A 25,252-nucleotide genomic window follows, 5' to 3' on the forward strand; every position below is an offset into this window, starting at 1 on the left:
CCGCATTGTCGTAATGGGATCAATGCTTGGCTTTCCGGCGCAAGTAACCAAATTCTGTTTGCCGCTTCGTGGTTTGTGACTTCGCCCGCTTCGTCAAAGGCCTCTTGCCCAAAATCATTCCGCCGGATGATGATGCGTGGCGTAGAGGCGGGGACGTAGGGCGGATGGGCGAACACAAGACGGTCGCATTTTTTCCCGAGGCCGCTTACGGGCCGGCGCTTAATTCCGTGGGCATCGCGCAGGCAATCGAAGCGCGGGGGCACAAGGCCGTCTTCCTCTCCGATCCGGGCTTCCTCGATGTTTATCGCTCGTATGGTTTCGAAGCGCATCCAATCAATCTGTCCGAGCCGATGCCTCCCGAACAGATGGCGAAGTTCTGGAGCGACTTCATCAACGGCCACATCCCCAATTTCAGAAAGTCGCCGTACGATCAGGTCGACAACTACGTGAAGGATTGCTGGACGGCGATCGTCGACAGCGCGAAATGGGCCCAAAAAGATCTGCCGGACACGCTGGCGCGATTAAATCCCGACCTCATCGCGGTCGACAACGTCATCCTGTTTCCGGCCATCAAGCAATTCGGGAAGCCGTGGGTCAGAATCATTTCCTGCTCGGAGAATGAAATCGACGATCCGGCGATCCCGCCGCATCTATCGGGCTGTTCGGAGCACGATCGAGAGGGTCATCGCGCGTATCGAGCGCATTTCAATGAGGTGATCAAACCGATCCATGACGACTTCAACGGCTTTCTTGCGAGCTGCGGAGAAGCGCCTTATCCGATCGGGCAGTTCTTCGAAACATCGCCGTACATGAATCTCCTGCTCTATCCTGAGGCCGTGAAGTTCAAACGGCAGGAGCAGCTCTCGCCGGCGCAGTTTCAATATCTGGAAGGCTGCGTGCGCAAGGAGCAGCCGTATGACGTTCCAACGTTTGCGGCGAACAACGACAAGCCGCTTATCTATATCTCCTATGGAAGCCTCGGTGCCGGCGATACCGATCTGCTGAAGCGCATAATTGCAGCTTTCGCCAAGCTCCCCTATCGCGCCCTCGTCAACGTCGGCGACTACATCGACCAGTACAGCGAGGTGCCACCGAACGTCATCATCGACAAGTGGTTCCCGCAGCCTTCCGTCATTCCCCAGGTCGATGCCGTCATCCATCACGGCGGCAACAATTCCTTCACGGAGTGTCTCTACTTCGGCAAGCCTGCCATCATCATGCCCTACGTCTGGGATGGTCACGACAATGCAACGCGCGTGGAAGAAACCGGGCATGGGTTCAAGCTTCCGCGCTATGATTGGACGGAAGAGGATCTCGCTGCGAAACTCAATGGGTGCCTGACCGACAGCGCGATGCAGTCAAAGCTTGCGGCGACGAGCGCGCATATGCAGGCGCAAAATGGGCCGGCGAAAGCCGCGGACATTCTCGAGGCGCTGCTACGCCATGGACATTACAACGCTTGAAATTTCGAACTCACGGAAAATGACAGTGAACACGCCCATCATTCGCAATCCCCTGGACGTCACCGATCTCGCAGATTGGGGTGTCATTCCGACAATGATCGAGGGGACTTCGCACACCTCCGGCAAGCTTCTTCACAAGAATGCAAACGGCGATTCCGAGTGCGGCATATGGGTGTGTACGCCGGGCAAATGGGAGTGTCACGTCACACGCGACGAATTCTGCCATTTCCTTTCCGGGCGCTGCACCTATGTGCGCGATGATGGAGAGGTGATCGAGATTACGCCGGGAACGGCGGCGTTCTTCCCGCAGGATTGGAAGGGCGTCTGCACGGTTCATGAAACCGTCCGGAAGGTCTACATGATCCGCTAGCGCTCAGTTTGCGCGGCGCTGAACCCGGAGGATTATGCCATGGCGCAGCAAACCGACAACGCGGCAAAGCCGATCAAAATTCCGGGCCCAGATCATCCGATCATCATCACCGAACACCGTGGCCGCGTGATCGTGACCGTTGCAGGCGAGGTGATCGCGGATACGCTGCACGCTCTTGCGCTGAAGGAAGCGAGCTATCCGCCGGTGCTATATATCCCTCGGGGGGATGTGAAGATGGCGCTTCTGGAGACAACGAGCCATACAACACATTGTCCGTACAAAGGTGCGTGCAGCTATTTCAGCATTGGCGGTGGCGAAGATCGCGTGGTCAACGTGGCGTGGAGCTATGAAGCGCCCCATGAGGCGGTCGCGCAGATAAGAGAGTTCATCGCTTTCTATCCCGACCGCGTCGATCAGATCGAAGAGCTAAGTCGATAGTAGCATTCGGGCGCTCGCAATTTGCTTGCGCGCGCCCGTTGCTATTTGGCTGATTAGAATCGTTCGCCGATCCAATCCTCACTGTTGGCCCACAGCGCTTTGGCACGTTCCGGATCCAGCGCGTAACGTCGAACGCCGCCACTCAGGATGTCCATCTCGCCTTCGTTGATCGCGGCGACGTGGCAATCTTCGCAGTACTTGGCACCTACATCGTCGGCTGGAGCGACGAAGGCTGCCCAGACGGATGTCGCCGCGCCTTGCGGGATCGTTTTCCATTGGAAAGGTGGCCTGCCGAGATTGGCCTGCTGGGCGTTGATCTGTTCGAGCATCTTTTCGATCTCGTGCGGCTCGATGTGACGCGCGAGTTCGGTTCGAATGCCGCCCGGATGAATTGCAGTCGCCCGCACGCCTCGCGACTTATGCCGGCGATCGAACTCGACAGCGAACAGGATGTTCGCGGTCTTCGATCGGCCGTAGGCGATCATAGGCTCATACGGCATGTGCTCGAAGTTGGGGTCGTCCAGATCGACGTCCGAATAGCGGTGTCCGGCGGAGGAGACGTTCACCAGTCGGCCGCCCGATGCGATCAGCGGCGCGATACGATTGACGAAGGCGAAATGGCCGATGTGATTGGTGCCGAACTGTATCTCGAAGCCATCTTCCGTATGCCAGAACGGCGTGCGCATCACGCCAGCGTTGGCAATTACGACATCGAAGGGTCGTGCGTCTGCAAGAAGCTTGTCGGCGCAGGCGCGCACGCTCTTCAAAGACGCCAAGTCAAGTTCTGTGATCGTTATGCTGCCGCCGCCGCGCGTGGCTTCAGCGCGAGCTTCTGCCGTCGCGCGTTCGGCTTTCGCGAGATCGCGCGCGGTGCCAGTCACTTCGGCACCATGCGCCGCCAATACGCGGGCCGTCTCAACCCCTAGCCCCGCGGACACGCCTGTCACCAGAACCCGCTTGCCTTTGAGGTCGACGCCATCAAGGACGTCGTCGGTCGTGGACGTTCTGCCGAACGCCAATGCTACTGTCATGACTGTCTCCTTCGTTGGACGCACGCCTCCGACGGCGACGATCCCTTGTCCGTCGACCTCGATGTGGCATAATAGGAGGGTGCCTCCGCTTATATACGGAGGCATCCTCCGTTTATCAAGAAGGGTATGCGCTTGGCGCGCGAAGAAGACTCAGCCGGTCGGAAGGTGCGCGCGGATGCGGAGCGCAATCGCGAGCGCTTGCTGCAGGCGGCAAAGATCGCTTTCTCGGCAAAAGGCTCGGCGGCAAGCCTGGAGGAGATCGCGCGGGAAGCCGGCGTCGGCATCGGAACGCTCTACCGGCATTTTCCGACGCGCGATGCGTTGATCGAAGCCGTCTACCGTAACGAGGCCGGGCAACTTTTCGCAGCCGCCGAGCAATTTGCAGCGAAGCTACCGCCGGCGGAGGCGCTGCGCCAATGGTTGCTGGTGTCGGTCGATTATCTGGCGACGAAGCGCGGAATGTCGGAAGCGCTCAATTCACTCGTGGGCGGGACTTCGAAACTCTACGAGGCGTCCAGCACACGCTTGAAGGAGGTTTCTGCGATGCTGGTTGGAAACGCGATCGCAAGCGGTGACATCCAGCTCGATACCGAGCCGCTCGATCTTTTGCGCGCGCTTGCGGGCGTCGCGACGCTGAGCCCTGGTCCGTCGAGCACGGAAGCTGCCAAGCGCTTCGTCGATATCCTAATGGCAGGCATCTCGACGCGAACCTGATGGGTTCGCGCCGGGATGCGCCGAGCAAATCAATCGCCGTAGCCGACGATCCCCTTGATCTCGAGGAAGTCGTAAATGGCCCAGTCGGCGTATTCGCGCCCGTTGCCGGATTGCTTGTAGCCGCCGAACGGGGCCATCGTGTCCCAGTCTGGATAGTTGAGGTAGACTGAGCCGGCGCGCATTTTCAGCGCAATGTCGCGAGCGTGCGCAATGTTCTTCGACTGTACGTAGGCAGCAAGGCCGTACACCGTGTCGTTGGCGATGCTCACCGCTTCGTCTTCGTCCTTGTAGGGCATGATCGACAGTACCGGCCCGAAAATTTCCTCGCGCGCGATGGTCATGTTGTTCGTGACGTTGCCGAAGACGGTCGGACGAACATAGAAGCCGCGGTTGAGGTTTTCCGGTCGCCCGAGGCCGCCGGTGACGAGCGTTGCGCCTTCGGCGATGCCAGCCTCGATCAGCCGCTGCACCTTGTCGAACTGGATTTGCGAGACGAGTGGGCCAAGAGCGCTCTTTTCGTCGCGCGGATCGCCCACAGTGAAGGTTTCGGCTTCGGCCTTGGCGTAAGTCAGAGCGTCGTCGTGACGGTCGAGCGGAACCAGCATGCGGGTCGGCGCATCGCAGGATTGACCGGTATTGCCGAAGCAGCCTTGAACGCCTTTACGCACGGCCGTTTCGAAATCGGCGTCAGGCAGGATGATGTTGGCGGATTTACCGCCGAGTTCCTGCGCCACGCGCTTGACCGTATCGGCAGCGGTCTTGGCCACGATGATGCCGGCGCGCGTCGAGCCCGTGAAGGAGACCATGTCGACATCGGGGTGACCGGCCATGATCTGGCCGACATCTGGGCCAGTGCCGTTGACGAGGTTGAAGACGCCTTTGGGCGTGCCGGCTTCTTCCATGATCTCCGCCCATATGATGCCGGAGATCGGCGCGATCTCGGACGGCTTCAACACGGCGGTGCAGCCCGTTGCGATCGCGGGCGCGACCTTGCAGACGATCTGGTTGAGCGGCCAGTTCCAGGGCGTGATCAAGGCGACGACGCCGATCGGCTCTTTGACGATGGTGGTCGTGCCGCGTTTCTCGCTGAACTTGAACTGTTCGAGGCCGGCGATGGTCGCTTCCATATGCGCGCGGCCCGCCCAAGCTTGCGCGTCACGAGCAAAGGAGATCGGCGCGCCCATTTCGCGGCTCACGGCCTGAGCGATGTCCTCGAAGCGTCGATTGTAGATCTCGAGAATTTTGCGCAGGAGGGCGAGCCGATCCGTCACCGAAGTTTGCGAGAAGGAAGGAAATGCGGACTTGGCAGCCGCGACCGCTTTGTCGACGTCGGCCTTCGAGCCAACGGCGATCTTGGTGTAGGCTTCTTCAGTCGAGGGATCGATGACGTCGAGCGTGGCAGGGATGACGGGATCAACCCAGGCGCCGTCGATGTAGAATTTCAGATTGTTCGACATATTTCCTCTAAGCTCCGGGGCTGCTCCGGTCGCGGTCCGGTACGGGCGAGCGCACCATAGTGCGAGCCGCGGCCGCGGCCTTGACCGCGTGCGGGATGCGGCTGTCAATTCCAAAGCGCGGGCCGGTCGGGTCGCCTTGTTGTGATTATATGGAAGCAAGGACGCAAGAGGCTGGCGCACTCGAAGTGCTGTGCGCAGAGCTGGTATGCCTGGAGAAGGAACGGCTCTCAGAGTGTGTGGCGAAGTGGAGAAACGATGGATTATTCCAGCGGCACGATCAGAAATTTTGGTAAGGACCCTGTGAGGGTCCCTACCGTCACGTGCGCATTGTGAAGTCGTCAGATCAACCAGAGACTAGGCCGTTCTTGCAGCCGGCTTTGAATTCTTCCCAGTTGATCGCGCCATTCTGATCAACGTCGACCTGCTTGAAGTCCTTGATGAAGGGAGCGGCCTTGTCGGGCGTCAGGTCGGCGCCACCGGCCTTCTGCCAAGCGGCTGCACACTGATCGTCGGTGAGAGCGGCACCTGAATCTGCAGCGACGGCGACGAGCGGGAATGCAGCGAGCGAAAGAATGACGAGGGACATGCGCATTGGGGGTCTCCTGATTTTCTTGGACGAGCGGTGATTGCTCGGCGTGAGAACTATAAGGCGGAGACACCACGTCACGATAGATGCGGTGGGCTGATAAACGCTTCAATTGGAAAAAGAAATACTTCCAACAGACTCAATCATCGAACGAAATCTTTGCGGAAAATTTACTGTCCGCTGATGGGAGCCGTTACGCTCGCCTTGCGAGGTTGCGGAGAAAAAATCACTGCCCGCTTTCGATCCTCGGGAGGTCTTCGTAGAAAATGCGAGGCGTCGTTTCGAAGAGGATGAGAAGTTCGCGAAGTCGCGACAGCTGGCCACCTCTGCGGTGCGGCGTTCGTCGATCACCAAAGCTGGCGTCGCTGAAGTCAGCGCCCGCCAAGCCTGCGCTTGGACACCTGTCCGCTTCAAAGATTTTGTGGTGCCCCAGGAGGGACTCGAACCCCCACACCCTTGCAGATAGCAGATTTTGAGTCTGCCGCGTCTACCGTTCCGCCACTGAGGCAAGCCGCCCGCCGGGGGCGAAGCGGCGACTTATAACGGCCCATGTCGCCACGTCAACGCGGTACGGTTTATTTCAATGTGTGCGTGACCCGGCCCGTCGCGTGATGGTGCTCAACAACCTCGATTTTATCGCCAACCTTGATGCCCCGCGATTTATAGGCGAGCACACGGACGAGTTGGCCGTCGACAAGGCGGACAATGACGTTTTCGCCATCGGCGGCGTCCTGCTTCGACACCAACGGCTCGATGTCCGTGACGGTGCCGCCAATGTTCTTGTTCTCGACCTTGAGGTCCAGTTCCTCATAGGAAAACGCCAGCCCGATCGCCGCCAAGACGGCGAGGCCGATGCCGGCCTTCTTGGCACGGTCGATCCAGAGTGCCCTTTCGAGCCGCTTTCGTGTTTCTTCGCGCAAGGGCCCCTCCCTAGTCGCGCTGCGTGTACCAGACCTGTCCCCACGGTGTCACCCATTCCGTTAGGGATATGGCGCTGCCGATCTGAATGCTGTGGGGAGTTCGGGTGGCGGCTTCGATCACGCGGCCGTCGGCCAGCTGCACCTTGAAGCGTGGCGGGGTTGCGGGCAGCCATTTCGGGGTTGGATTTCCAAGGTCTACGCCGATGACGACGCCGGACAGTACACCGCGCTCTCTCGATAGGAGATCACGGGCCAAACCGAAGGCAATCCCTACGATGAGCAGGCCGAGAAACAAAGCGAGCCAAATCTTCATGCGTCATGCTCGATCTGGTTCGCTTCGATAGGCGCCCACCAAAAAGCTGGGCGCCGAGATGGGAGGCTGTCAGGCCGCCTTGGCGTAACGATCAACGAGCTTCACGATATCGGCCATGATGTCGTTGAGCTGGAAGTCTTTCGGCGTGTAGACGGCAGCGACGCCGAATGCCTTCAACGTCTTGGCGTCTTCGGGCGGGATGATGCCGCCAACGACGACAGGTACGTCGTCGAGGCCTTCCTTACGCATGCGTTCCATGACGTCTTTGACCAAGGGAACATGCGAGCCGGAGAGGATCGATAAGCCGACGACGTGGACACCTTCATCGACAGCGGCTCGCACAATTTGCGCCGGCGTCAGTCGAATGCCCTCGTAGACGACCTCCATACCGGCATCGCGCGCCCGGACGGCAATCTGCTCCGCACCGTTCGAGTGGCCGTCGAGCCCGGGCTTGCCGACGAGAAATTTGATGCGGCGGCCGAGACGGTCAGAGACTTCCTCGACGTTGGCGCGAACGGCTTCGAGCTGTGTGCTGTCACGGGCGACCGCCGCCTGCGCGACGCCGGTCGGTGCGCGATACTCGCCGAAGATCTTACGCAGCGCCGATCCCCATTCGCCCGTCGTGACGCCGGCCTTGGCGGCGGCGATCGAGGATTCCATGATGTTGCGGCCTTCTTTGGCTGCTCGCTCGACTTCAGCAAGCGCCGCCTCGGCCTTCTTCGCGTCGCGGCTGGAACGCCAAACCTTGAGGCGTTCGATCTGCTCGGCCTCGACGGCCGGATCAACCACCATGATGGCGTCGGAGCCAGCCGAGAGCGGCGAGGCTTCCGTTTCGGTGAACCTGTTGACGCCGACCACCGTCAGCTCGCCACTTTCGATTTGCGACAGGCGAGCCGTGTTGCTTTCGACAAGGCGTCGCTTCATGTAATCAATGGAGGCAACCGCGCCGCCCAGTTTTTCGATGGTGGCGAGTTCGGCCTTGGCTTCTTCCTTCAGCGCGGCAACCTTCTTCGCAACTTCGACGGACCCGTCGAAGATGTCGCCGTATTCGAGCAGATCCGTCTCATAGGCAACGATCTGCTGCATGCGGAGCGACCACTGCTGATCCCAGGGACGCGGCAAGCCGAGGGCCTCGTTCCAGGCGGGAAGCTGCACGGCGCGTGCACGCGCATTTTTCGAAAGCGTGACGGCGAGCATCTCGAGCAAGATGCGATAGACGTTGTTTTCCGCCTGCGGTTCGGTGAGACCGAGTGAGTTCACCTGCACGCCGTAACGGAACATGCGATGCTTGGCATCGGTGACGCCATAGCGTTCGCGCGTGATCTCGTCCCATAGTTCACCGAAAGCGCGCATTTTGCACATTTCAGTGACGAAGCGCATGCCGGCATTGACGAAGAAGGAGATACGGCCAACGACGTTGCCAAACTCCTTTTCCGGAACTTCGCCGGACGCTTTGACGGTATCGAGAACGGCAATTGACGTTGCGAGCGCGTAGGCAAGCTCCTGCACAGGCGTCGCTCCGGCTTCCTGCAGATGGTAGGAGCAGACGTTGGTCGGGTTCCACTTCGGTACGTTCTTCGTGGAGAAGACAATCGTATCCTTGATTAGTCGGAGCGATGGCTCGGGCGGAAATACGTAGGTTCCGCGAGACAGATATTCCTTGATGATATCGTTCTGGATGGTGCCGGTGAGCTTGTCGCGCGACGCGCCCGTCTGGTCGGCAACGGCGATATAGAGCGACAGGAGCCAAGCCGCCGTCGCGTTGATGGTCATCGACGTATTCATCTGATCAAGCGGGATGCCATCGAGCAATGTCAGCATGTCGCCCAAGTGTGAGACCGGAACGCCCACCTTGCCCACTTCGCCGCGCGCGAGCTCGTGATCGGAATCATAGCCCGTCTGGGTCGGCAGGTCGAAAGCGATCGACAGGCCGGTTTGTCCCTTGGCCAGGTTCGTCTTGTAGAGCGCGTTCGATTTCGCCGCGGTCGAGTGTCCGGCGTAGGTCCGGAATAGCCACGGCTTATCGCGCACGATTTTCTCCGACATCGAGGGGGCGCCCCTTAGGCTCAGGTCAATGACACTTGGAAATACGATTAAGTACCCGAATGCCGGGAAAAGGCAAAACCGTCAGTTCGACGCGCTTTGCCATGGATTTGGGTATCGGTCAGCGGCGAATCCGGGACGCGCGGGTGGGGATGGCGACGAGCTTCGTCCGTTTCACGCGGTACTCGACTGCCAGTGTCCACAGCCAATTCAACAGAAGCATCAAGAACAGTCCGAACAGCGTCCCAATTGCGGAGGCAGCGACTGAGTTGATCGTCCTATCATACGAAAGGGTGATCATCGCCCGGCCCAGAAGGGTGGGTGAAAGTATACCTCCCAGCAGGAGGACGGGGGCTGAAACGCACGCAAGCATCGGGGAGCCCACGATTTCGTATATGAACCAGCACACCGCCAGGGCAAAGCCCATCGCCACGTAGACCGTGAACGAGTCGGTTGACTGAAGCTGCCACCAGAGATCTTGCATGCACGCAACCCACTGCCGATATCGGTCCGGAACGGCAGTTAGGATAGCGCCCCCCCGTTAAGGAGGAATTGAGCGCAGGTTAACTGCAGACTAACCTCTTCATTGCATCGCAAAAACGTGCTTCATACTGCGATCCCCGCGGTGAAGCCGGGGACCAACGCGAAGAAGACGAGCCATAACGGCCCTCGTCGCGGGGAAAGGTCGGGAGACGCAACACCAATGTCGAGCCAGAATTTGGCAGCTAAAAGCGACGTCGCCGATACTCAATCGGTATCGGGTGGAATTAAAAAAGATCTTTACGAAATCGGTGAAATTCCGCCGCTCGGGCATGTTCCCAAAAACATGTACGCGTGGTGCATCCGGAAGGAACGTCAGGGCGAACCCGACACCGCCATGCAGGTCGAGGTGGTGCCGACGTGGGAACTCGACAGCCACGATGTCCTCGTCCTCGTGATGGCCGCCGGCGTCAACTACAACGGCGTGTGGGCTTCGCTCGGCGTGCCGATCTCGATGTTCGACGTTCACAAGCAGCCCTATCACATCGCGGGTTCGGATGCGTCGGGCATCGTTTGGGCCGTCGGCTCGAAGGTGAAGCGCTGGAAGGTCGGCGACGAGGTCGTCATCCACTGCAATCAGGATGACGGTGACGACGAGGAGTGCAACGGCGGCGACCCCATGTTCTCGACGTCGCAGCGCATCTGGGGCTACGAGACGCCCGATGGTTCGTTCGCGCAGTTCTGCCGCGTGCAGGATCGGCAGCTTCTGGAACGTCCAAAGCATCTGACATGGGAAGAGGCGGCCTGTTACACGCTCACGCTCGCGACGGCTTATCGCATGCTGTTTGGCCATCGTCCGCACGTGCTGCGGCCAGGTCATAACGTCCTCGTTTGGGGCGCGGCCGGCGGTCTTGGCGCGTTTGCGGTGCAGCTGTGCGCGACCTCGGGCGCCAACGCGATCGGCGTGGTCTCCGACGACGACAAGCGCGATTTCGTCATGCAGCTCGGCGCCAAGGGCGTCATAAACCGCAAAGACTTCAAATGCTGGGGGCAGCTCCCGAAGGTCGGCTCGCCTGAATACAACGAGTGGCTGAAGGAAATGCGCCGCTTCGGCAAAGCGATCTGGGACATCACCGGCAAGGGCGTCAACGTCGACTGCGTATTCGAGCACCCTGGCGAGACGACCATTCCGGTTTCGGTTCAGGTCGTGAAGCGTGGCGGCATGGTCGTGATTTGCGCCGGTACCACCGGCTACAATCTGACGATGGATGCGCGGTATCTTTGGATGCATCAGAAGCGGGTGCAGGGTTCGCACTTCGCCAACCTCATGCAGGCGAGCCAAGCCAACCGTCTCGTCATCGAGCGCCGCATCGATCCGTGCATGTCGGAAGTCTTCTCGTGGGAACAGATCCCGAAAGCCCACATGCGCATGATGAAGAACGAGCACAAGCCGGGCAACATGGCCGTGCTGGTTTCGGCGCCGACGACGGGTCTTAGAACCCTTGAGGACGTGATCGAAGCCGGACCGAAGTCTCGTTGACTTAGCCGCGGCTGCGATTTCCGGCCAGTTTCAAAGGCCCTTTCGGATCACCGAGGGGGCCTTTTTGCTGGCCGTTGTTAAGTCCGCTCGAGATTGGCGGGCTCGGCCGCGGGTTGGCGCCGGTTGTCGGACCGGAAAGCTGCCCGTTCGGCCGCTTCTCGCCGCATCCGCTTCATTTCCATGATGCCGCGATTGAGCTCCGCACCGAGCAGGATCGTGATCGCCGTAAACTGGAAGAAAATCAGAGCGATCATCAGCTGCGAGAGGCCGGCGTAGAAAAGGGAGTAGTTCGTAATTTCAAGGTAATGGGACCAAAGTCCCGCCAGAGCCAGCCAGAGCAAGATCGTGAGTGCGATGCCGGGCCAAACGTCGGCCACACGACGCTGCCCAGCCGCGAGCAGGAGATGTAGTGCGAAGAGCTGCGCGGCCATGACGGCGCCGGAGAGGCCATAGCGAATCCCCGGTCCGATGCTCGACGAATCGAAAAGGATTCTGACCCAATTGTCCGGGAGGTGTGATGCGATCGACGGGCCGACCACGCTTGGGCCGACGACGACGGCCCAGGTGAGCACCAACGTCGAGATGCCGTTCACGAACACGAAGAGCATGCTGAGAAGCAAACACAGCGGGTATGGGCGCTTTTCGCGAACTCGATAAGCCCCGTTCAGCGCCGCACGCAGAGTTTCGACGGCGCTCGTGGCGAAGAATAGGGCGAGGAAACCGCTGAGGGTTGCGAGATCGATGCGCCGGGTTCCCATCACCGCTTCGATCTGAGGGGCGATGCCCTTGGCTACCGGTTCCGGCAGGATAGCAAAGAGTTGATTGATGGCGTCCTGCGCCAGTTCCCGACCGCCGAAATAACCTGATAGCGCACCAAGGAAGATGCAAAATGGGAAGATCGATACAACGAACGAGAATGCGACGGCGCCAGCCATGGCGAAGCCGGAGTGCTCATAGACACGGTAAAGAGCCTCCAGTAATCGCCGCATGCGCTTCATGAGTAACTTCTCTCCCGAGGCTTCTTGTTTTATCGCGCGGAACCTAGTGTTTCGGCCGTTTGGGGTCCACACCTAGATGTCCTGGCCCACCGAAAAGGAGGTATTTGGGACACAGCCCGAAAGAGGGGTTCGGGACCCGCCGAACAGGGCTAATGTTCCTACCTCGTTAGCGATCCAATCGTTCATTTCTGCCGTAATCGCGAGAATAGGTCGCGACCGGCGTCCTTGCGGCCGGTGGCCAATTGACTAAACGTTTGCGAGCAGCGAATTGGTCGCAGAGTTTTTTGGCAATGGTCCGGCGTTCCTGCCGCGCAAGTTACTATCACTCAGGAGAAACGTATGTCCGTGACGCCTCTGAAGGCCGGTGAAAACATTTTAGCTGCCGGCCCGTCCAAGCTGATCGAGCGCTGCGGTGAAGCCGTGGCAGCGGCGGACAAAATCCTGCAGGCGGCTAAGGCGGGCGTTCGCATAAAGATCCAGGAAGCTGGCGGCGTCGACGAGGCGCAGCATTCCGCGCACGGGCTTGCTTGGCTGGCGACGACTGTTGAAGGTCTTCGCCAGATGCATGACTGGGCGAGCCGACTTCAGTCCGAAGGCCGTTTTGGTGAGTTCGAACAGCTCCTGCTGATCGCAGCGTTCGGCGAATTCGCGGCGCAAATCGCCAGCGGCATTCCAATGAGCCAGCTTGAAATCGCTCGCGCGGAGGCGCTGGGCGTGCCGAAGGCGGAGATCCGGCGTTATGAGGATGCCGTCGCGGATCTGGTAGCGGAAGGTGGTTCCGAGACGGTCAAGGCTCGTCTTGGTGAGTTGATTGCCGCGCAACCCGAAGCGATGACGTTCGGCGATACTGGCCTCGACGAGACTCATGCGCAAATCCAAGATCTCATGCGCACGTTCTGTCTCGACGAGGTCATTCCGCATGCCCACGAGTGGCATCTGAAGAACGAGTACATTCCGCTCGAGGTTGTTGCAAAGCTTGCGGAGCTTGGCGTGTTCGGTCTGTCGTTGCCGGAAGAATTCGGCGGCATGGCGCTCGGCAAAGAATCGATGTGCGTCGCTTCGGAAGAGCTTTCGCGCGGCTACATTGGCGTCGGTTCGCTCGGTACGCGCGCTGAGATCGCTGGTGAATTGATCCTGCACAACGGCACGGCGGAGCAGAAAGAAAAGTATCTGCCGAAGATCGCGTCTGGCGAAATGCTGCCGACGGCTGTCTTCACGGAGCCCAATACGGGCTCGGATCTCGCTTCGCTCAAGACGCGGGCGGTGAAGGACGGCGACGTTTACAAGATCACGGGTCAGAAGACGTGGATCACGCATCCCGTTCGCGCGGACATCATGACCGTGTTGACGCGCACGAACCCGAACGAGCCGGGATACAAGGGTCTGTCCATGCTGCTTGCGGAAAAGCCGCGCGGCACGGACGATGAGCCATTTCCGGCCAAGGGCATGACGGGTGGCGAGATCGAGGTTCTCGGCTACCGCGGCATGAAAGAATACGACATCTCCTTCGACAATTTCGAAGTGCCCGCCGAAAATCTGCTTGGCGGCGCCGAAGGGCAAGGCTTCAAGCAGCTGATGAATACCTTCGAGGGTGCGCGGATCCAAACGGCGGCACGAGCCGTCGGCGTGGCGCAGTGCGCGATGGATTTGGGCTTGAAGTATGCGCTTGAGCGAGCACAGTTCGGAAAGCCGATCTACGCGTTCCCGCGCGTTCGCAACAAGGTGGTGATGATGGCCGTCGAGACCATGATCGCGCGGCAGCTGACATACTTCTCGGCCCGGCAAAAGGACGCCGGCCGGCGTTGCGACCTCGAAGCGGGTATGGCGAAGCTGCTTGGCGCGCGCGTCGCCTGGGCGAATGCCGACAACGCGCTCCAAATTCATGGTGGCAACGGCTTCGCGCTTGAATATCCGGTCAGCCGAGTCCTGTGCGACGCGCGTATCCTGAATATCTTTGAGGGTGCTGCGGAAATCCAGGCGCAGGTCATCGCGCGCCGGCTGCTCGAAGGCGCGAACTAGTGCGCGGCGCACGCCGATTTTTGGGCGTGCGGCGCTGGCGCAACGAAGCAGGAAGGGCACTCCGCTCCATCCATTCTGCACAGCTTCGGCTTTCATACTGGTAGGGGAAAGACGTGCGGTTTGCCTCGTGGTAAGGCAAACCCGCAGGTCCCCTTCAGCTGGAAGTCTATGACACGAACGATACTCATCACCGGATGCTCGTCCGGCATCGGCCTCGATGCGGCACGCACTCTACAGGAGCGCGGCTGGCGCGTGATCGCGACGGCGCGGAAGCCGGAAGATCTTGCTCGGCTGAATAATTTCCTCAATGTCGAAGCCTTGCCTCTGGAGCTTTCGGATCCGCAGTCGATCGCCACTTGTGCCATTCGCGCGTTGGAGATGACGCGTGGCAAGATCGATGCGCTGTTCAACAACGCTGCATTCGGCCAGCCCGGCGCGGTGGAAGATCTGACGCCTAAGCTGCTGCGCGAACAGTTCGAGGTCAACGTCGTCGGCACGCACGATCTCACGCGCCGTCTGATCCCCGCGATGCGCAAGAACGGCTCCGGGCGTATCGTCAATTGCTCCTCTGTGCTGGGGATGATCGTTGCTCCCTATCGCGGGGCTTATTGCGCCTCGAAGTTTGCGCTGGAAGCGTTGACGACCTCGCTGCGTCTCGAACTCGAAGGGTCGGGAATTCAAGTCTCTTTGATCGAGCCGGGGCCTATCCGCTCGCGCTTCGTCGAGCATTCGGTGAATAGATTACTTGCCACGGTCGATATCGAAAACTCGCCGCATCGAAGCGTTTACCGCAGCCGTCTCGAAGCGATGCGGGCAGGCGGACAGCAGACGTTCAAACTCGAGCCTGAAGCTGTGACGAAGAAGTTGATTCATGCCTTGGAGAGCCGGCGTCCGCGACGGCACTATTACGTCACGACGCCAACATATCTCGCGGCCGCCATGCGGCGCGTCTTGCCGGCCTTTGCGATAGATTATTTCGCCCGCCGCTTCTGATCGGGAAGGTAGAGCGAGAGACTTGTTCGCCAGGCGTCAAGCTTCTCCTCGAAGGGTATGGTGTGGAGCGGGCTCGATGATGGAAGTTGAATGGTCGTAAAGCGTGCACCGTCGACCATGCCCGCTTTCACGACATGCCGGCGAAAAAGGTCATGGGCCTTCTGACCGTTGAAGGCGACGGCTTCAATCGTCGGGTTGGCGGCGAAGAAGGTGGCGAAGTCGTTGACCGAAGGGTTGCGGATCGCTGCGTCCGAGCTGCCGATCCGTTCGGCTCCTGCAAGGACATCCCAGAGCGCCCAACGGTGCGCGTGCATCAGTGCTATGCGGTCGGGGTAAAGCATGGGAACGGGTTCTTGGATGAGAGCTGCGATCAGTGCCCAAAAGTGATTGCGGCCGAACCCGTAGTATTGCTGAAGGCGCAGAGATTCTTCACCAGGAAGCGTCCCCAGGATCAGGAGCTTCGCTCGCTCGGGAACGATTGGCGGAAAGCTGTATTTGATCATCGAGATCGGATTGGCCATCGCGATGGGCCTTACGCCCGATGATAGGGGTGGCCCGACAGGATCGTCGTGGCTCGATACAACTGTTCCACCAGAACGACGCGCGCCAAGCCGTGAGGAAGTGTCAGCGAGCCGAGCGAAAGTTTCAACGCGGCAGCATCCAGTGCCGCTTCGCCGTGTCCATCTGGGCCGCCGATGAGAAAGACGCACGTATTCGTGCCTCCATCGCGCGTGGCCCGCATGAACGCGGCGAATGCTTCGCTCGTGAGTGATTTTCCGGTGGGTTCGAGAGCGACGACAAAATCACCGGAGCCGACGTCCTTTAACAGCCGCGCGGCCTCATCGCGCTTGCGCGTGGCGACATCGGGCGCGCGGCTTTCGGGTAGTTCGCGTATTTCGAGAGGGCCGAGGCCGAGCGGCTTGCCGGCGCCACTCATTCGCTTGGCATACCGCTCGACGATGGATCGTTCTTCCGGATCCTTCAACTTGCCGATCGCTGTAATGGCGATGCGCATCAATCGGACCCGCGCGGCCAATGGAGGGCCGCGTCATCAAGCAAGAAGGTTCGATCCGCGCGCTTAGTGCTGCGAGGATTCGCCGCGTCCGGCATCCGGCGGGATCTCCGCCTGCCACATCTTTTCGAGGTTGTAGAATTCACGAACCTCTGGCCGGAACACGTGGACGATCACGTCGCCCGTGTCGATCAGCACCCAGTCGCAGGCGTTCAGCCCTTCGACGCGGACGCGAGCTTCGCCACGCGCTTTGATCTTTTCGCGCAGCTGCTCGGCGATGGCGCCGACGTGCCGATCGTTGCGGCCCGAAGCGACGACCATGAAGTCGCCCAATGCTGATTTGCCTTCGAGGGGAATGGAGACGATGTCCTCTGCCTTCGCGTCGTCCAGCCATTGGACGATGTCATCGAGCAGGGCTGCCGAGTCCGACGCCTTGGCGGCGGACGGGGCGATTGAGGAGCTCTTGCGAGCGGCCTCGGTTGTGGGTCGGATCAAGCGGCGAGCGTCCTTTGCTGGTTGGTCCCGCATGTCACTCAAGGTCCGGACTCTCCGGACCTCCTAATAATAGTGAGCGTCGCCCTTTGCTGCAATTGGAAAACCGCTCGGCACCGTCTTAAATATGTCATGAAACTCAACAACTTAAGTCGATTGCTAACCGTTTCCAGGCTTTGCAGTGCGCAAGGCGGTCGAGGAAAGGCCGGATAGGCGGATCGTCAGCAGCATCCAAGCCGGAGGGTTTTTGTTCGCCAGGGAGGCCGCTTCGGCCTCGGGTAGGCGGTATCGGCGCAGAGCCTGGGCGGCCGGAGACGCGAGGCCTGCGTGGCGCCATCCCGGACGGTCAACGACGGCGATCGGCATCATCTGCGCGATCTCGCGCCAGTGCTGCCAACGGTCGAATGACGCAAGGTTATCGGCGCCCATCACCCAGACGAAGCGCACCGCGGGAAAGCGGCGTTTCAGGAATGCGAGGGTCCCCGCAGTGAAGCGGGTGCCAAGCTCGCGTTCAAAGCCGGTGATTTTCATCCGCGGTCCGCGAGCGAATGCCTGCACGAGCTGCATTCGTCCTTCCAGCGGTGGCAGGCCATTGTGAGACTTCAACGGATTTCCGGGCGTGATCAGCCACCAGATCTGGTCGAGGCCGAGCCGCTTCATAGCGGCTTCGGCAGCGATACGATGCCCTTCGTGAGGCGGATTGAACGTTCCGCCCATGATGCCGATGCGCTGCCCCGGAAGGCAGAGGGGCGTGCGGACGCGAAGGGAGCCAAAGCTTTGCAGCGGAATCTTTCGCGTCAACTCAGACGTGCCTCACTCCGCTCGCGTCACTTCGGCCGGATCTGGCCGGTGCCGCGCACCTTGTACTTGAAGCTCGTCAGTTGCTCCACCCCTACGGGGCCGCGGGCATGCATCTTGCCGGTGGCGATGCCGATTTCGCCGCCAAAACCGAATTCGCCACCGTCCGCGAACTGGGTCGAAGCATTGACGAGCACGATGGCTGAATCGACTTCGTTGAGGAAGCGCTCGGCGGCGGACTCATCCTCGGTGATGATCGCGTCGGTATGTTGTGATCCGAACCGGGCGATGTGCTCGATTGCGCCCGCGACGCCGTCGACCAGCTTTATCGCGATCACCGCGTCCAAAAACTCCTTGCCGAAATCTTCGGGTGCAGCGGCTTTGACGCGCGGGTCGGTCTTTTGTATCGAGGCGTCACCGCGGACCTCGCAGCCTGCTTCAAGCAACGCCGTGACCAGGGGCGTCACGATGTCGGCCGACGCGTTCTTGTCGATCAGTAGGCACTCGGTAGCGCCACATACGCCGGTGCGGCGCATTTTGGCGTTCACCACGAGCGGCACCGCGATGTCCATGTTCGCGGCCTTGTCCACATAGGTGTGGCAGATGCCTTCAAGATGCGCGAACACAGGCACGCGCGCTTCGGTCTGAACGCGCTCTACAAGGCTCTTGCCGCCGCGGGGCACGATTACATCGATTGCGCCATCGAGACCACGCAGCATCATGCCGACGGCGTCGCGGTCGGTCGTCGGAACAAGCTGGATCGAAGCTTCCGGTAGGCCCGCCGCGCGCAACCCGTCCACCAGGCAAGCATGGATGGCCACGCTGGAATGATGGCTGTCCGATCCACCGCGCAGAATGGAAGCGTTGCCTGCTTTCAACGAGAGAGCACCGGCATCGGCAGTAACATTCGGCCGGCTTTCATAGATGATGCCGATCGTTCCAAGCGGAACCCGGACGCGCTGGAACTTGAGCCCGTTGGGTCGGGTCCATTCAGCGAGAACGGTGCCGACGGGATCGGGCAACTCCGCAATTTCATCGAGGCCCTTTGCGATAGCCTCGATGCGCTTTTCGTTGAGCTCCAAGCGGTCGACGTAGGAGGCGAGCCGGTTCGCAGACTTTGCGGCTTCGACATCCAGCACGTTGGCTTCTAGGATCTTCGGAACCGCTGCCCGCAGAGCTTTCGCAGCAGCCTTGAGGGCGGCGTTCTTTTCTTCCGGGGTTGCGATAGCGAGACGGCGGCTGGCGGCCTTTGCAGCGTCGCCGATACCGCGCATCAGCGCGGCGGTCTCGTTTTCGATGCGCTCAGGTTTGTTCATCGTTCAAGTCCTCGTCAGCGCCATGTCATCCCGGTGGATGAGCGTAACCCGCCCCTCATATCCGAGGATCGCGGCGGTCTCGCTTGATCGCTTGCCCATGATACGCCGGGCCTCCGCTGCAGTATAGGCAACCAATCCGCGGCCAAGTTCGCGGCCGTCGGCGGCGCGGATGATGACGGCGTCGCCGCGATCAAATGAGCCATCAATGCGGGTGACGCCTGCAGGGAGTAGGCTTTTGCCGGTCAGCAGCGCCTTTTCTGCTCCTGCATCGAGGAAGATCTGGCCATTGGGCACGAGCTGTCCTGAAATCCAACGCTTGCGCGCGGTTACCGGATCCGACTTGGCGATGAACCAGGTCACGCGGGCGCCCTGAGAAATCGCGCGCAGCGGATGCGCGATCTTGCCCGTGGTGATCACCATGTTCGTGCCCGCAGCGAGCGCGATCTTCCCGGCGGTGATCTTGGTCTTCATTCCGCCTTTCGAGAGTTCGGTTCCGGCGTCGCCCGCCATCGCCTCTATCTCCGGCGTTATCTCGGTGACGAGAGGAATATGCTTCGCATCCGGATTCTCGTTCGGGGGAGCCGTGTAGAGGCCATCGATATCCGACAGCAGGACGAGGCAATCGGCCGACATCATCGATGCCACTCGGGCCGACAAGCGATCGTTGTCGCCATAACGAATTTCGGCCGTTGCAACGGTGTCGTTCTCGTTGACGACCGGAATGGCCTTCAGCCCCAAGAGAACTTCGATGGTGTTGCGGGCGTTGAGATATCGCCGGCGCTCTTCCGTATCGCCGAGCGTCAGCAGAATTTGTGCGGCCGTCAAACCGCGGGCCGCAGCCAGTTCCTGATAGGCGTGCGCCAGGCTGATCTGGCCGACGGCTGCTGCAGCCTGGCTCTGCTCCAAGGCGAGCGGACCCTTGGGAAGCTTCAGCATGTGGCGGCCAAGCGCAATCGATCCGGACGAGACGAGAATGATCTCCTTCCCCGCGCCTGCCAGTTCAGCGACATCGTCCAGGAGGGAATTGAGCCACGCGGACTTGATGCCTCCCGTCTCGCGGTCGGTCAGGAGTGCGGACCCGATCTTGACGACGATTCGCTGCGCGTCTGCCCACTCGGGGCGAGGAGCGAGAGTCGAAGCTTCGAGTGCGGGTGAACCGGCCATTGGCGTCTCGGAATTGCGAAATAGGGTGCTTGGGGAGCGTTATCTGCAAATGTGGGCGTTCGAGCAAGGGGACGCCATAGCATACCGGTAATGTGTCGCCGGGTTTACCGACAATGCTGGCTAAACGCCTCTAAACGCCTTCTACGGCACGAAGGATAGGAACATAAACGTCCCAAAGATCACAAGGTGAAGGAAGCCGAAGAGAACGTTGGTTCGGCCTGTTCCAAACGTCAGCATGCTTGCTCCCAGTGTCATCACCAAAAGCGTCAGGTCCCCTGGTTCCAAGCCGAGCACGAGCGGTTTGTGCAGGAACAGATTGGCTGCGGCAATGGCTGGGATCGTCAAGCCGATCGTCGCCAGCGTCGAGCCGAGCGCGAGGTTGAGGCTCTTTTGAAGGTCGTTCTTCTGGGCGGACCTTACGGCCGCGATTGACTCCGGCGTGAGCACGATGAGGGCGATGATGACGCCGCTGATGCTTCCGGGCGCATCAAGCTTGGACACGCCGACATTGATGACGACAGCGATGATCTTTGCCAGCAAAACGACCGCCGCCAAAGCCACGCACAGGAAGAACGCGGAGAGCGCAAGCTTGCCCTCGGATGGAGTTTCTGTCGCGTTGGGGTATTCGCCGACGAAGTAGCCACGATGCAGCACGGTCTGGGTGTAGAGAAAAACCAGATAGAGCGCGATCGTGCCGACGCTGATGAAAATCAGCTGGCTCTCGGAATAGACGCCGCCGGGTGTCGTCGTCGTATAGTTGGGCAGTATGAGCGTCATCGTGCTGAGAACGATCAGCACCGCCAGATAGATTTTTGTCGACGTGACGTCGAAGCTTTGCTCCCGGTAGCGCAATCCACCAACGACGATGCACAATCCAACGAGGCCCGTCGTCACGATCATGATGACGGCGAACACGGTCTCTCGCACAAGCGTCGGCGTCGCCTTGCCGGTAAGCATCAGAGAAATGATGAGCGCCAGTTCGATGATGGTCACGGCGACGGTCAGCACCAAGGTGCCCACGGGCTCGCCCATGATGTGGGCGACTTCTTCCGCGTGATAAACGGCGGCAAAAACCGCGCCGATGAGCAGCGGTACGACGAGCAGTGTATTCACGATGCCCAAGGTCGAGAGGGCGAAGTCGTCGCCATAGCCGGTCGCGGTGGCTTCGATGAACAATAGCAATCCGAGAACAGGCAAGATCCATGTCCAGGCCGGTGTGCGCGCCGAATGGGTCATTTCAAATCTTCCTGTTTTGGGAAATAAGGTGGCTGGAACGCTATCTTGGGGGACTTGCGCGCTACCAGCAAGACATCTGCGCCGCTACGAAGATGGTCGCCTGACGCAGGGAGGCATCATGGCTGCCAGGTGCCGGTCTCGTCCCCACCGGCGTCTTCGTCGCTGTCATTGGCACGTGTGATTTCTCGTGCGAGCGCATAAAGCGCCTCCTTCACGCCCTGGCCCGAGACTGCCGACAATACCAGCGGGGTCTTGCGAGCCGCTTTCTTCAGAAGTTCGCGGCGCTCGTTCAACGCCGCTTCGTCGAGAGCATCGCATTTTGAGAGCGCGACGATCTCCTTCTTTTTCTCGATGCCGCTGCCGTAGGCCTTGAGCTCGCGGCGAACGGTTTTGTAATCCCGCCCGACGTCATCCGAGGTCGCATCCACGAGATGGAGAAGAACGCGGCAGCGCTCGATGTGACTGAGGAAGCGGTCGCCCAGCCCGGCGCCATCGTGCGCGCCTTCGATCAGTCCCGGAATATCGGCAAGCACGAAGTCGGTCTCCCCGGCCTGCACGACGCCGAGATTGGGATGCAATGTCGTGAAAGGATAATCGGCAATCTTCGGTTTGGCTGCAGAGACGGCAGCAAGAAACGTCGACTTACCCGCGTTCGGCAGGCCGACAAGCCCCGCATCGGCGATGAGCTTGAGCTTCAGCCAGATCGTCAGCTCTTCGCCGGGCTGGCCCGGATTGGCATGACGCGGAGCCTGATTTGTCGCGCTCTTGAAATGGGCGTTGCCGAAGCCGCCGTTGCCACCTTTGGCGAGGCGGATGCGTTCGCCAGGCGCCGTCAGGTCGGCGAGCAACGTTTCACCGTCCTCGGCGAATACCTGCGTGCCGGGTGGCACTTTGATCACCATGTCCTTGCCGTTGGGTCCGGCGCGGTTCTGACCCATGCCCGGCGTGCCGTTTCCGGCAAAGAAGTGCTGCTGATAGCGATAGTCGATGAGCGTGTTGAGGTTCTGGACGCACTCGACCCAAACATCGCCGCCTTTGCCGCCGTCGCCGCCATTGGGACCGCCGAACTCAATGAACTTCTCACGACGAAAGGCGATGCAACCGTTGCCGCCGGCACCGGAGCGAATATAAATTTTTGCCTGGTCCAAGAATTTCATGACGCTCGCGCCCGGATAGCCATCGTCCACGGCCGGCGACGCTCGTATGCAAGCGCAGGAAGCTCGCATTGGCGCGCTTCGCACCAGCCGGTCGCAGCGCCCGTGAACCTGAAGCCAAGCTTCTTGATCACGCGAGCTGACGCATCATTGCCAGCGAGATGTTTGCAGGTGAACCGGCGAATGCCGGCTTTCGAGAATCCGTACGCCATCACAGCGCGTGCGGCTTCCGTGGCATATCCGCGACCCCAGTAGGGCTTGCCGATCCAGTATCCGAGTTCAGCGTCGCCGTCGTCATCGAGCGTAAAACCGCAGATGCCGATCAGATCGCCGTCGAGTTCGATACCGAAGACTTCTTCCTGATCGGTGACGCCATCGACCCACTGGTGCGCGGCTTCTTCCGAGTAGGGAAAAGGAATGCGACCCGTCATGCTTGCCACATCCCAATCGCCAGCGAGCGCGGCGATGCGCAGTGCATCATCGCGGACGATAGTCCTTAGGCGGAGACGAGCGGTCTTCATGGCATCCGTTCGTGTGCGGCGACACGTTCACGATATGAGGCGGGATCTCAAAAGGCAAAAGGGGACGGCAACGCCATCCCCGTAGTGCGTACAACCTGGTTCGGTGGCGAGCGGCTTATTCGGCCGCGATCGGCTTCGCCGGCTTCACCGAGATATAGATGCGGCCGTTGCGCTTGGTGGCGAACTCGACCGTACCTTCCTCGACTGCGAAGATCGTGTGGTCGGTACCCATGCCAACGCCGGAACCTGGATGCCACTGCGTGCCGCGCTGGCGGCAGAGAATGTTGCCAGGGATGACGTATTCGCCGCCGTAGCGCTTGATGCCAAGGCGTTTGCTTTCTGAGTCGCGGCCGTTGCGTGTCGAACCGCCTGCTTTCTTTTGTGCCATTTCAAAATCCTCGAATGGGCGGCGGTTCGTTACGCGCCTGCGATGTCGGTGATGCGCACGATGGAGAGGTCCTGACGGTGACCTTTCTTGCGGCGCGAGTTCTTGCGGCGGCGCTTTTTGAAGGCGATCAGCTTGGGTCCGCGTGAGTGCTCGACGAGCTCGGCGATGACCTTGGCGCCCGATACGAACGGCGCGCCGATCGTGACGTCGGCACCCGAGCCGACCATCAGAACTTCGCCGAATTCCACCTTCGCGCCAGCGTCGCCCGAGACGCGTTCGATGGTGACGACATCATCCTTGGAAACGCGGTATTGCTTGCCGCCTGTCTTAATGACAGCGTACATGGTCTTGTCCTTTCGGCCGTTTAGGCCTGTTACCGCGCCCTATGGCGTCACCGAAAACGGTGATCTTTCAAGGGGTTGCTTGGCTAAGCCAGCAAGGAGCCTCGGGCAGCGCATTAATGCGGGCAGGTTTCCTGCTCCGCAAGAGGCGGCTTTATTGTCGAACTGAGGCCAGATGTCAATTGCAGCGCGGCATAATGAGGACCGCGGCACCGCCTAAAACCTCGCAAATTCTGGCCGAGATCCCAAGTATGCTGTTCGTGGGATATCACAGGAGCAGCAATGGCTGGGTTGGTTTCGGCTTGGCGAGCAGCTTCCGAGGCGGAAGTTCTTCCTGCGATCCCGGTAATCGACACGGGCCCCGACTTTCCCGTTGCCACTCTCGAGCGGTTCGGCGACAGGACGCATGCGCTGCTGGACGTTGCCGGCCGACATTATCCGAAGCAGGTGCTGTCGGGCCTCGATCAGGTGTCGCGCGCATGGCTCGTGCGGTCCGGCAACGGTCACTTGGCGGAGATCGATACGATTGCGGACACTTTGGGGCGTCCGGGCGCCTACTTCTTTTCCATCAATTACGAATGGGGCTGCACCTGTCGTGCGGTGGCCGACGATGAAGGTGGCGCTCGTCTTGTTCGTGTTCTCGATTGGCGGACGCCTGGGCTCGGCGCCAATCTCGTCTGCGCGAAGGTGCGCGGGACGTCCGCTGGGCCGTATGCCGTTTTGACCTGGCCGGGTTACACGGGCGTGCTGCAGGTGATGGCGCCGGGGCGATTTTCGGCCGCTCTCAACCAAGCGCCGATGCGTGATCCCACGGGGCTTTTCTACTTGGACTGGGCCGTCAATCGAGGCCGGGTCTGGAAAATGCCGTTCCCCACTCCGGCGCATCTCCTTCGCCGGGTTGCTGAAGAAGCCGACGGTTTCGCCGAGGCCGCCCGGATGCTTAGCGAAGTCCTGATCTCGACGCCTGCGATCTTCACGCTGGCAGGTACGCGTCCGCAGGACACGCTCGTCATCGAGCGAACCGAGCATCAAGCGCGCGTTCGCGGTGGCGCGGATGCCGTGGCCGCTAATCATTGGGGCGAGCCTGGATGGAAAGGGCGGCCGCGAGGCGACTGCAGTCACGAGCGGTCGCAATCGATGCGCGGCGTCGCGCCGGCGTTCGACCGGGATTTCGCATGGCTGACGCCGCCGATGCTCAACGACAAGACCCGTCTTGCGATGGTTGCCGATGCCAAGCTCGGCCGATTGGTAGCGCGAGGGTATGAAGCGGATGGGCCTGCGACGCAATCTCTCGAACTGGAATGGAATGGCGTCGCCTAAGGCGGCTTGCGTCGGGCAAAAAGCGAGGTTACAAGCCCCCCTTCGCCGTCAGGCGCCACGGCTTCCGGAGAGGTGGCAGAGTGGTCGATCGCGCCGCACTCGAAATGCGGAGTACTCGCAAGGGTACCGGGGGTTCGAATCCCTC

General features: G+C 60.5%; 27 protein-coding genes and 1 tRNA gene. 8 read left to right on the forward strand and 20 right to left on the reverse strand.

The window, feature by feature from the left end:
- The first annotated feature begins 164 nt into the window (after positions 1 to 164).
- Genes EKK30_RS11620 through EKK30_RS11630 form a run of 3 tightly spaced genes read left to right on the forward strand, consistent with a single transcriptional unit; the run spans position 165 to position 2,271 of the window.
- On the forward strand, positions 165 to 1,463 hold the full coding sequence (locus EKK30_RS11620; protein WP_290985014.1) for a glycosyltransferase: 1,299 nt from the start codon (positions 165 to 167) through the stop codon (positions 1,461 to 1,463).
- A 25-nt stretch (positions 1,464 to 1,488) separates the two neighbouring features.
- On the forward strand, positions 1,489 to 1,833 hold the full coding sequence (locus EKK30_RS11625) for a cupin domain-containing protein (protein ID WP_290985299.1): 345 nt from the start codon (positions 1,489 to 1,491) through the stop codon (positions 1,831 to 1,833).
- Between the two features lie 39 nt (positions 1,834 to 1,872).
- Entirely contained in the window at positions 1,873 to 2,271 is a 399-nt protein-coding gene (locus tag EKK30_RS11630; RefSeq protein ID WP_290985017.1) for a DUF427 domain-containing protein, read from the forward strand.
- A gap of 53 nt (positions 2,272 to 2,324) precedes the next feature.
- On the opposite strand, the gene EKK30_RS11635 is transcribed toward EKK30_RS11630, so the two are convergent.
- On the reverse strand, positions 2,325 to 3,302 hold the full coding sequence (locus EKK30_RS11635) for an SDR family NAD(P)-dependent oxidoreductase (RefSeq protein WP_290985021.1): 978 nt from the start codon (positions 3,300 to 3,302) through the stop codon (positions 2,325 to 2,327).
- A gap of 126 nt (positions 3,303 to 3,428) precedes the next feature.
- On the opposite strand from EKK30_RS11635, the gene EKK30_RS11640 reads away from it, so the two are divergent.
- Entirely contained in the window at positions 3,429 to 4,016 is a 588-nt protein-coding gene (locus EKK30_RS11640) for a TetR/AcrR family transcriptional regulator (protein ID WP_290985024.1), read from the forward strand.
- Between the two features lie 29 nt (positions 4,017 to 4,045).
- Here EKK30_RS11640 and EKK30_RS11645 read toward each other — a convergent pair whose 3' ends face one another.
- From EKK30_RS11645 to EKK30_RS11675, 7 genes are all read right to left on the reverse strand, one after another.
- Positions 4,046 to 5,473, reverse strand: a complete 1,428-nt coding sequence (locus EKK30_RS11645) for an aldehyde dehydrogenase family protein (RefSeq protein ID WP_290985027.1) — start codon at positions 5,471 to 5,473, stop codon at positions 4,046 to 4,048.
- 343 nt (positions 5,474 to 5,816) lie between these two features.
- Positions 5,817 to 6,065: an EF-hand domain-containing protein gene (locus EKK30_RS11650; protein WP_290985030.1), complete on the reverse strand. Its 249-nt coding sequence runs from the start codon at positions 6,063 to 6,065 to the stop codon at positions 5,817 to 5,819.
- Between the two features lie 416 nt (positions 6,066 to 6,481).
- Positions 6,482 to 6,567, reverse strand: a tRNA-Leu gene (locus EKK30_RS11655).
- Positions 6,568 to 6,634: 67 nt separating this feature from the next.
- Positions 6,635 to 6,979 carry a hypothetical protein gene (locus EKK30_RS11660; RefSeq protein WP_290985033.1) on the reverse strand — a complete coding sequence of 115 codons (345 nt, stop codon included), beginning with the start codon at positions 6,977 to 6,979 and terminating at the stop codon, positions 6,635 to 6,637.
- A 10-nt stretch (positions 6,980 to 6,989) separates the two neighbouring features.
- The gene (locus tag EKK30_RS11665; RefSeq protein WP_290985036.1) at positions 6,990 to 7,292 is read right to left on the reverse strand and encodes a hypothetical protein; all 303 of its coding nucleotides are present in this window, start codon (positions 7,290 to 7,292) and stop codon (positions 6,990 to 6,992) included.
- 69 nt (positions 7,293 to 7,361) lie between these two features.
- Entirely contained in the window at positions 7,362 to 9,338 is a 1,977-nt protein-coding gene (locus EKK30_RS11670) for a protein meaA (RefSeq protein WP_290985039.1), read from the reverse strand.
- A gap of 118 nt (positions 9,339 to 9,456) precedes the next feature.
- A complete protein-coding gene (locus tag EKK30_RS11675; protein WP_290985042.1) occupies positions 9,457 to 9,819 on the reverse strand; it encodes a hypothetical protein in 363 nt (120 codons plus the stop codon).
- 219 nt (positions 9,820 to 10,038) lie between these two features.
- Between EKK30_RS11675 and ccrA the strand changes: the two genes are divergently transcribed.
- Entirely contained in the window at positions 10,039 to 11,355 is a 1,317-nt protein-coding gene (ccrA, locus tag EKK30_RS11680) for a crotonyl-CoA carboxylase/reductase (RefSeq protein WP_290985045.1), read from the forward strand.
- Positions 11,356 to 11,432: 77 nt separating this feature from the next.
- Here ccrA and EKK30_RS11685 read toward each other — a convergent pair whose 3' ends face one another.
- Positions 11,433 to 12,353 carry a YihY/virulence factor BrkB family protein gene (locus EKK30_RS11685; RefSeq protein ID WP_290985048.1) on the reverse strand — a complete coding sequence of 307 codons (921 nt, stop codon included), beginning with the start codon at positions 12,351 to 12,353 and terminating at the stop codon, positions 11,433 to 11,435.
- Between the two features lie 339 nt (positions 12,354 to 12,692).
- Between EKK30_RS11685 and EKK30_RS11690 the strand changes: the two genes are divergently transcribed.
- Together EKK30_RS11690 and EKK30_RS11695 are read left to right on the forward strand one after the other, a co-directional pair.
- Positions 12,693 to 14,372: an acyl-CoA dehydrogenase family protein gene (locus EKK30_RS11690; RefSeq protein WP_290985050.1), complete on the forward strand. Its 1,680-nt coding sequence runs from the start codon at positions 12,693 to 12,695 to the stop codon at positions 14,370 to 14,372.
- Positions 14,373 to 14,540: 168 nt separating this feature from the next.
- Positions 14,541 to 15,365, forward strand: coding sequence for an SDR family NAD(P)-dependent oxidoreductase (locus tag EKK30_RS11695; RefSeq protein ID WP_290985052.1), 825 nt, complete (start codon positions 14,541 to 14,543; stop codon positions 15,363 to 15,365).
- On the opposite strand, the gene EKK30_RS11700 is transcribed toward EKK30_RS11695, so the two are convergent.
- The 11 genes from EKK30_RS11700 to rplU form a co-directional block, all read right to left on the reverse strand.
- On the reverse strand, positions 15,344 to 15,886 hold the full coding sequence (locus EKK30_RS11700) for a DNA-deoxyinosine glycosylase (protein ID WP_290985055.1): 543 nt from the start codon (positions 15,884 to 15,886) through the stop codon (positions 15,344 to 15,346). The two genes, EKK30_RS11695 and EKK30_RS11700, sit on opposite strands and share 22 nt — an antisense overlap.
- Before the next feature lie 11 nt (positions 15,887 to 15,897).
- The gene (gene rlmH / locus EKK30_RS11705) at positions 15,898 to 16,380 is read right to left on the reverse strand and encodes a 23S rRNA (pseudouridine(1915)-N(3))-methyltransferase RlmH (protein ID WP_290985057.1); all 483 of its coding nucleotides are present in this window, start codon (positions 16,378 to 16,380) and stop codon (positions 15,898 to 15,900) included.
- Between the two features lie 63 nt (positions 16,381 to 16,443).
- Positions 16,444 to 16,905 (reverse strand): ribosome silencing factor, encoded by a 462-nt coding sequence (rsfS, locus tag EKK30_RS11710; protein ID WP_290985302.1) that lies wholly within the window; start codon positions 16,903 to 16,905, stop codon positions 16,444 to 16,446.
- A gap of 123 nt (positions 16,906 to 17,028) precedes the next feature.
- Positions 17,029 to 17,670, reverse strand: a complete 642-nt coding sequence (locus EKK30_RS11715; RefSeq protein ID WP_290985060.1) for a nicotinate-nucleotide adenylyltransferase — start codon at positions 17,668 to 17,670, stop codon at positions 17,029 to 17,031.
- A 26-nt stretch (positions 17,671 to 17,696) separates the two neighbouring features.
- Positions 17,697 to 18,983 (reverse strand): glutamate-5-semialdehyde dehydrogenase, encoded by a 1,287-nt coding sequence (locus EKK30_RS11720; protein WP_290985063.1) that lies wholly within the window; start codon positions 18,981 to 18,983, stop codon positions 17,697 to 17,699.
- A 3-nt stretch (positions 18,984 to 18,986) separates the two neighbouring features.
- The gene (gene proB, locus EKK30_RS11725) at positions 18,987 to 20,147 is read right to left on the reverse strand and encodes a glutamate 5-kinase (protein WP_290985066.1); all 1,161 of its coding nucleotides are present in this window, start codon (positions 20,145 to 20,147) and stop codon (positions 18,987 to 18,989) included.
- Positions 20,148 to 20,288: 141 nt separating this feature from the next.
- Positions 20,289 to 21,383 carry an ionic transporter y4hA gene (locus EKK30_RS11730; RefSeq protein WP_290985069.1) on the reverse strand — a complete coding sequence of 365 codons (1,095 nt, stop codon included), beginning with the start codon at positions 21,381 to 21,383 and terminating at the stop codon, positions 20,289 to 20,291.
- A gap of 116 nt (positions 21,384 to 21,499) precedes the next feature.
- A complete protein-coding gene (gene obgE, locus EKK30_RS11735; protein WP_290985072.1) occupies positions 21,500 to 22,540 on the reverse strand; it encodes a GTPase ObgE in 1,041 nt (346 codons plus the stop codon).
- The gene (locus EKK30_RS11740; protein WP_290985075.1) at positions 22,537 to 23,058 is read right to left on the reverse strand and encodes a GNAT family N-acetyltransferase; all 522 of its coding nucleotides are present in this window, start codon (positions 23,056 to 23,058) and stop codon (positions 22,537 to 22,539) included. The genes obgE and EKK30_RS11740 overlap by 4 nt, the downstream gene beginning before the upstream one ends.
- A 115-nt stretch (positions 23,059 to 23,173) precedes the next feature.
- Entirely contained in the window at positions 23,174 to 23,446 is a 273-nt protein-coding gene (rpmA, locus tag EKK30_RS11745) for a 50S ribosomal protein L27 (protein WP_290985078.1), read from the reverse strand.
- A 29-nt stretch (positions 23,447 to 23,475) separates the two neighbouring features.
- Positions 23,476 to 23,790, reverse strand: coding sequence for a 50S ribosomal protein L21 (gene rplU / locus EKK30_RS11750; protein ID WP_290985081.1), 315 nt, complete (start codon positions 23,788 to 23,790; stop codon positions 23,476 to 23,478).
- Between the two features lie 279 nt (positions 23,791 to 24,069).
- On the opposite strand from rplU, the gene EKK30_RS11755 reads away from it, so the two are divergent.
- A complete protein-coding gene (locus EKK30_RS11755; protein WP_290985084.1) occupies positions 24,070 to 25,107 on the forward strand; it encodes a hypothetical protein in 1,038 nt (345 codons plus the stop codon).
- Positions 25,108 to 25,252 lie beyond the last annotated feature (145 nt).

Source organism: Hyphomicrobium sp., assembly GCF_003987855.1.
Taxonomy (GTDB): domain Bacteria; phylum Pseudomonadota; class Alphaproteobacteria; order Rhizobiales; family Hyphomicrobiaceae; genus Hyphomicrobium_B.

What these genes read in the sequence shown, in the direction of transcription:
- EKK30_RS11620 (WP_290985014.1), top strand. Translation starts at nt 165, where the DNA reads ATGGGCGAACACAAGACGGTCGCATTTTTTCCCGAGGCCGCTTACGGG.
- EKK30_RS11630 (WP_290985017.1), top strand. Translation starts at nt 1,873, where the DNA reads ATGGCGCAGCAAACCGACAACGCGGCAAAGCCGATCAAAATTCCGGGC.
- EKK30_RS11635 (WP_290985021.1), bottom strand. Translation starts at nt 3,302, where the DNA reads ATGACAGTAGCATTGGCGTTCGGCAGAACGTCCACGACCGACGACGTC.
- EKK30_RS11640 (WP_290985024.1), top strand. Translation starts at nt 3,429, where the DNA reads ATGCGCTTGGCGCGCGAAGAAGACTCAGCCGGTCGGAAGGTGCGCGCG.
- EKK30_RS11645 (WP_290985027.1), bottom strand. Translation starts at nt 5,473, where the DNA reads ATGTCGAACAATCTGAAATTCTACATCGACGGCGCCTGGGTTGATCCC.
- EKK30_RS11650 (WP_290985030.1), bottom strand. Translation starts at nt 6,065, where the DNA reads ATGCGCATGTCCCTCGTCATTCTTTCGCTCGCTGCATTCCCGCTCGTC.
- EKK30_RS11665 (WP_290985036.1), bottom strand. Translation starts at nt 7,292, where the DNA reads ATGAAGATTTGGCTCGCTTTGTTTCTCGGCCTGCTCATCGTAGGGATT.
- EKK30_RS11670 (WP_290985039.1), bottom strand. Translation starts at nt 9,338, where the DNA reads ATGTCGGAGAAAATCGTGCGCGATAAGCCGTGGCTATTCCGGACCTAC.
- EKK30_RS11675 (WP_290985042.1), bottom strand. Translation starts at nt 9,819, where the DNA reads ATGCAAGATCTCTGGTGGCAGCTTCAGTCAACCGACTCGTTCACGGTC.
- ccrA (WP_290985045.1), top strand. Translation starts at nt 10,039, where the DNA reads ATGTCGAGCCAGAATTTGGCAGCTAAAAGCGACGTCGCCGATACTCAA.
- EKK30_RS11685 (WP_290985048.1), bottom strand. Translation starts at nt 12,353, where the DNA reads ATGAAGCGCATGCGGCGATTACTGGAGGCTCTTTACCGTGTCTATGAG.
- EKK30_RS11690 (WP_290985050.1), top strand. Translation starts at nt 12,693, where the DNA reads ATGTCCGTGACGCCTCTGAAGGCCGGTGAAAACATTTTAGCTGCCGGC.
- EKK30_RS11695 (WP_290985052.1), top strand. Translation starts at nt 14,541, where the DNA reads ATGACACGAACGATACTCATCACCGGATGCTCGTCCGGCATCGGCCTC.
- EKK30_RS11700 (WP_290985055.1), bottom strand. Translation starts at nt 15,886, where the DNA reads ATGGCCAATCCGATCTCGATGATCAAATACAGCTTTCCGCCAATCGTT.
- rlmH (WP_290985057.1), bottom strand. Translation starts at nt 16,380, where the DNA reads ATGCGCATCGCCATTACAGCGATCGGCAAGTTGAAGGATCCGGAAGAA.
- rsfS (WP_290985302.1), bottom strand. Translation starts at nt 16,905, where the DNA reads ATGCGGGACCAACCAGCAAAGGACGCTCGCCGCTTGATCCGACCCACA.
- EKK30_RS11720 (WP_290985063.1), bottom strand. Translation starts at nt 18,983, where the DNA reads ATGAACAAACCTGAGCGCATCGAAAACGAGACCGCCGCGCTGATGCGC.
- proB (WP_290985066.1), bottom strand. Translation starts at nt 20,147, where the DNA reads ATGGCCGGTTCACCCGCACTCGAAGCTTCGACTCTCGCTCCTCGCCCC.
- EKK30_RS11730 (WP_290985069.1), bottom strand. Translation starts at nt 21,383, where the DNA reads ATGACCCATTCGGCGCGCACACCGGCCTGGACATGGATCTTGCCTGTT.
- obgE (WP_290985072.1), bottom strand. Translation starts at nt 22,540, where the DNA reads ATGAAATTCTTGGACCAGGCAAAAATTTATATTCGCTCCGGTGCCGGC.
- EKK30_RS11740 (WP_290985075.1), bottom strand. Translation starts at nt 23,058, where the DNA reads ATGAAGACCGCTCGTCTCCGCCTAAGGACTATCGTCCGCGATGATGCA.
- rpmA (WP_290985078.1), bottom strand. Translation starts at nt 23,446, where the DNA reads ATGGCACAAAAGAAAGCAGGCGGTTCGACACGCAACGGCCGCGACTCA.
- rplU (WP_290985081.1), bottom strand. Translation starts at nt 23,790, where the DNA reads ATGTACGCTGTCATTAAGACAGGCGGCAAGCAATACCGCGTTTCCAAG.
- EKK30_RS11755 (WP_290985084.1), top strand. Translation starts at nt 24,070, where the DNA reads ATGGCTGGGTTGGTTTCGGCTTGGCGAGCAGCTTCCGAGGCGGAAGTT.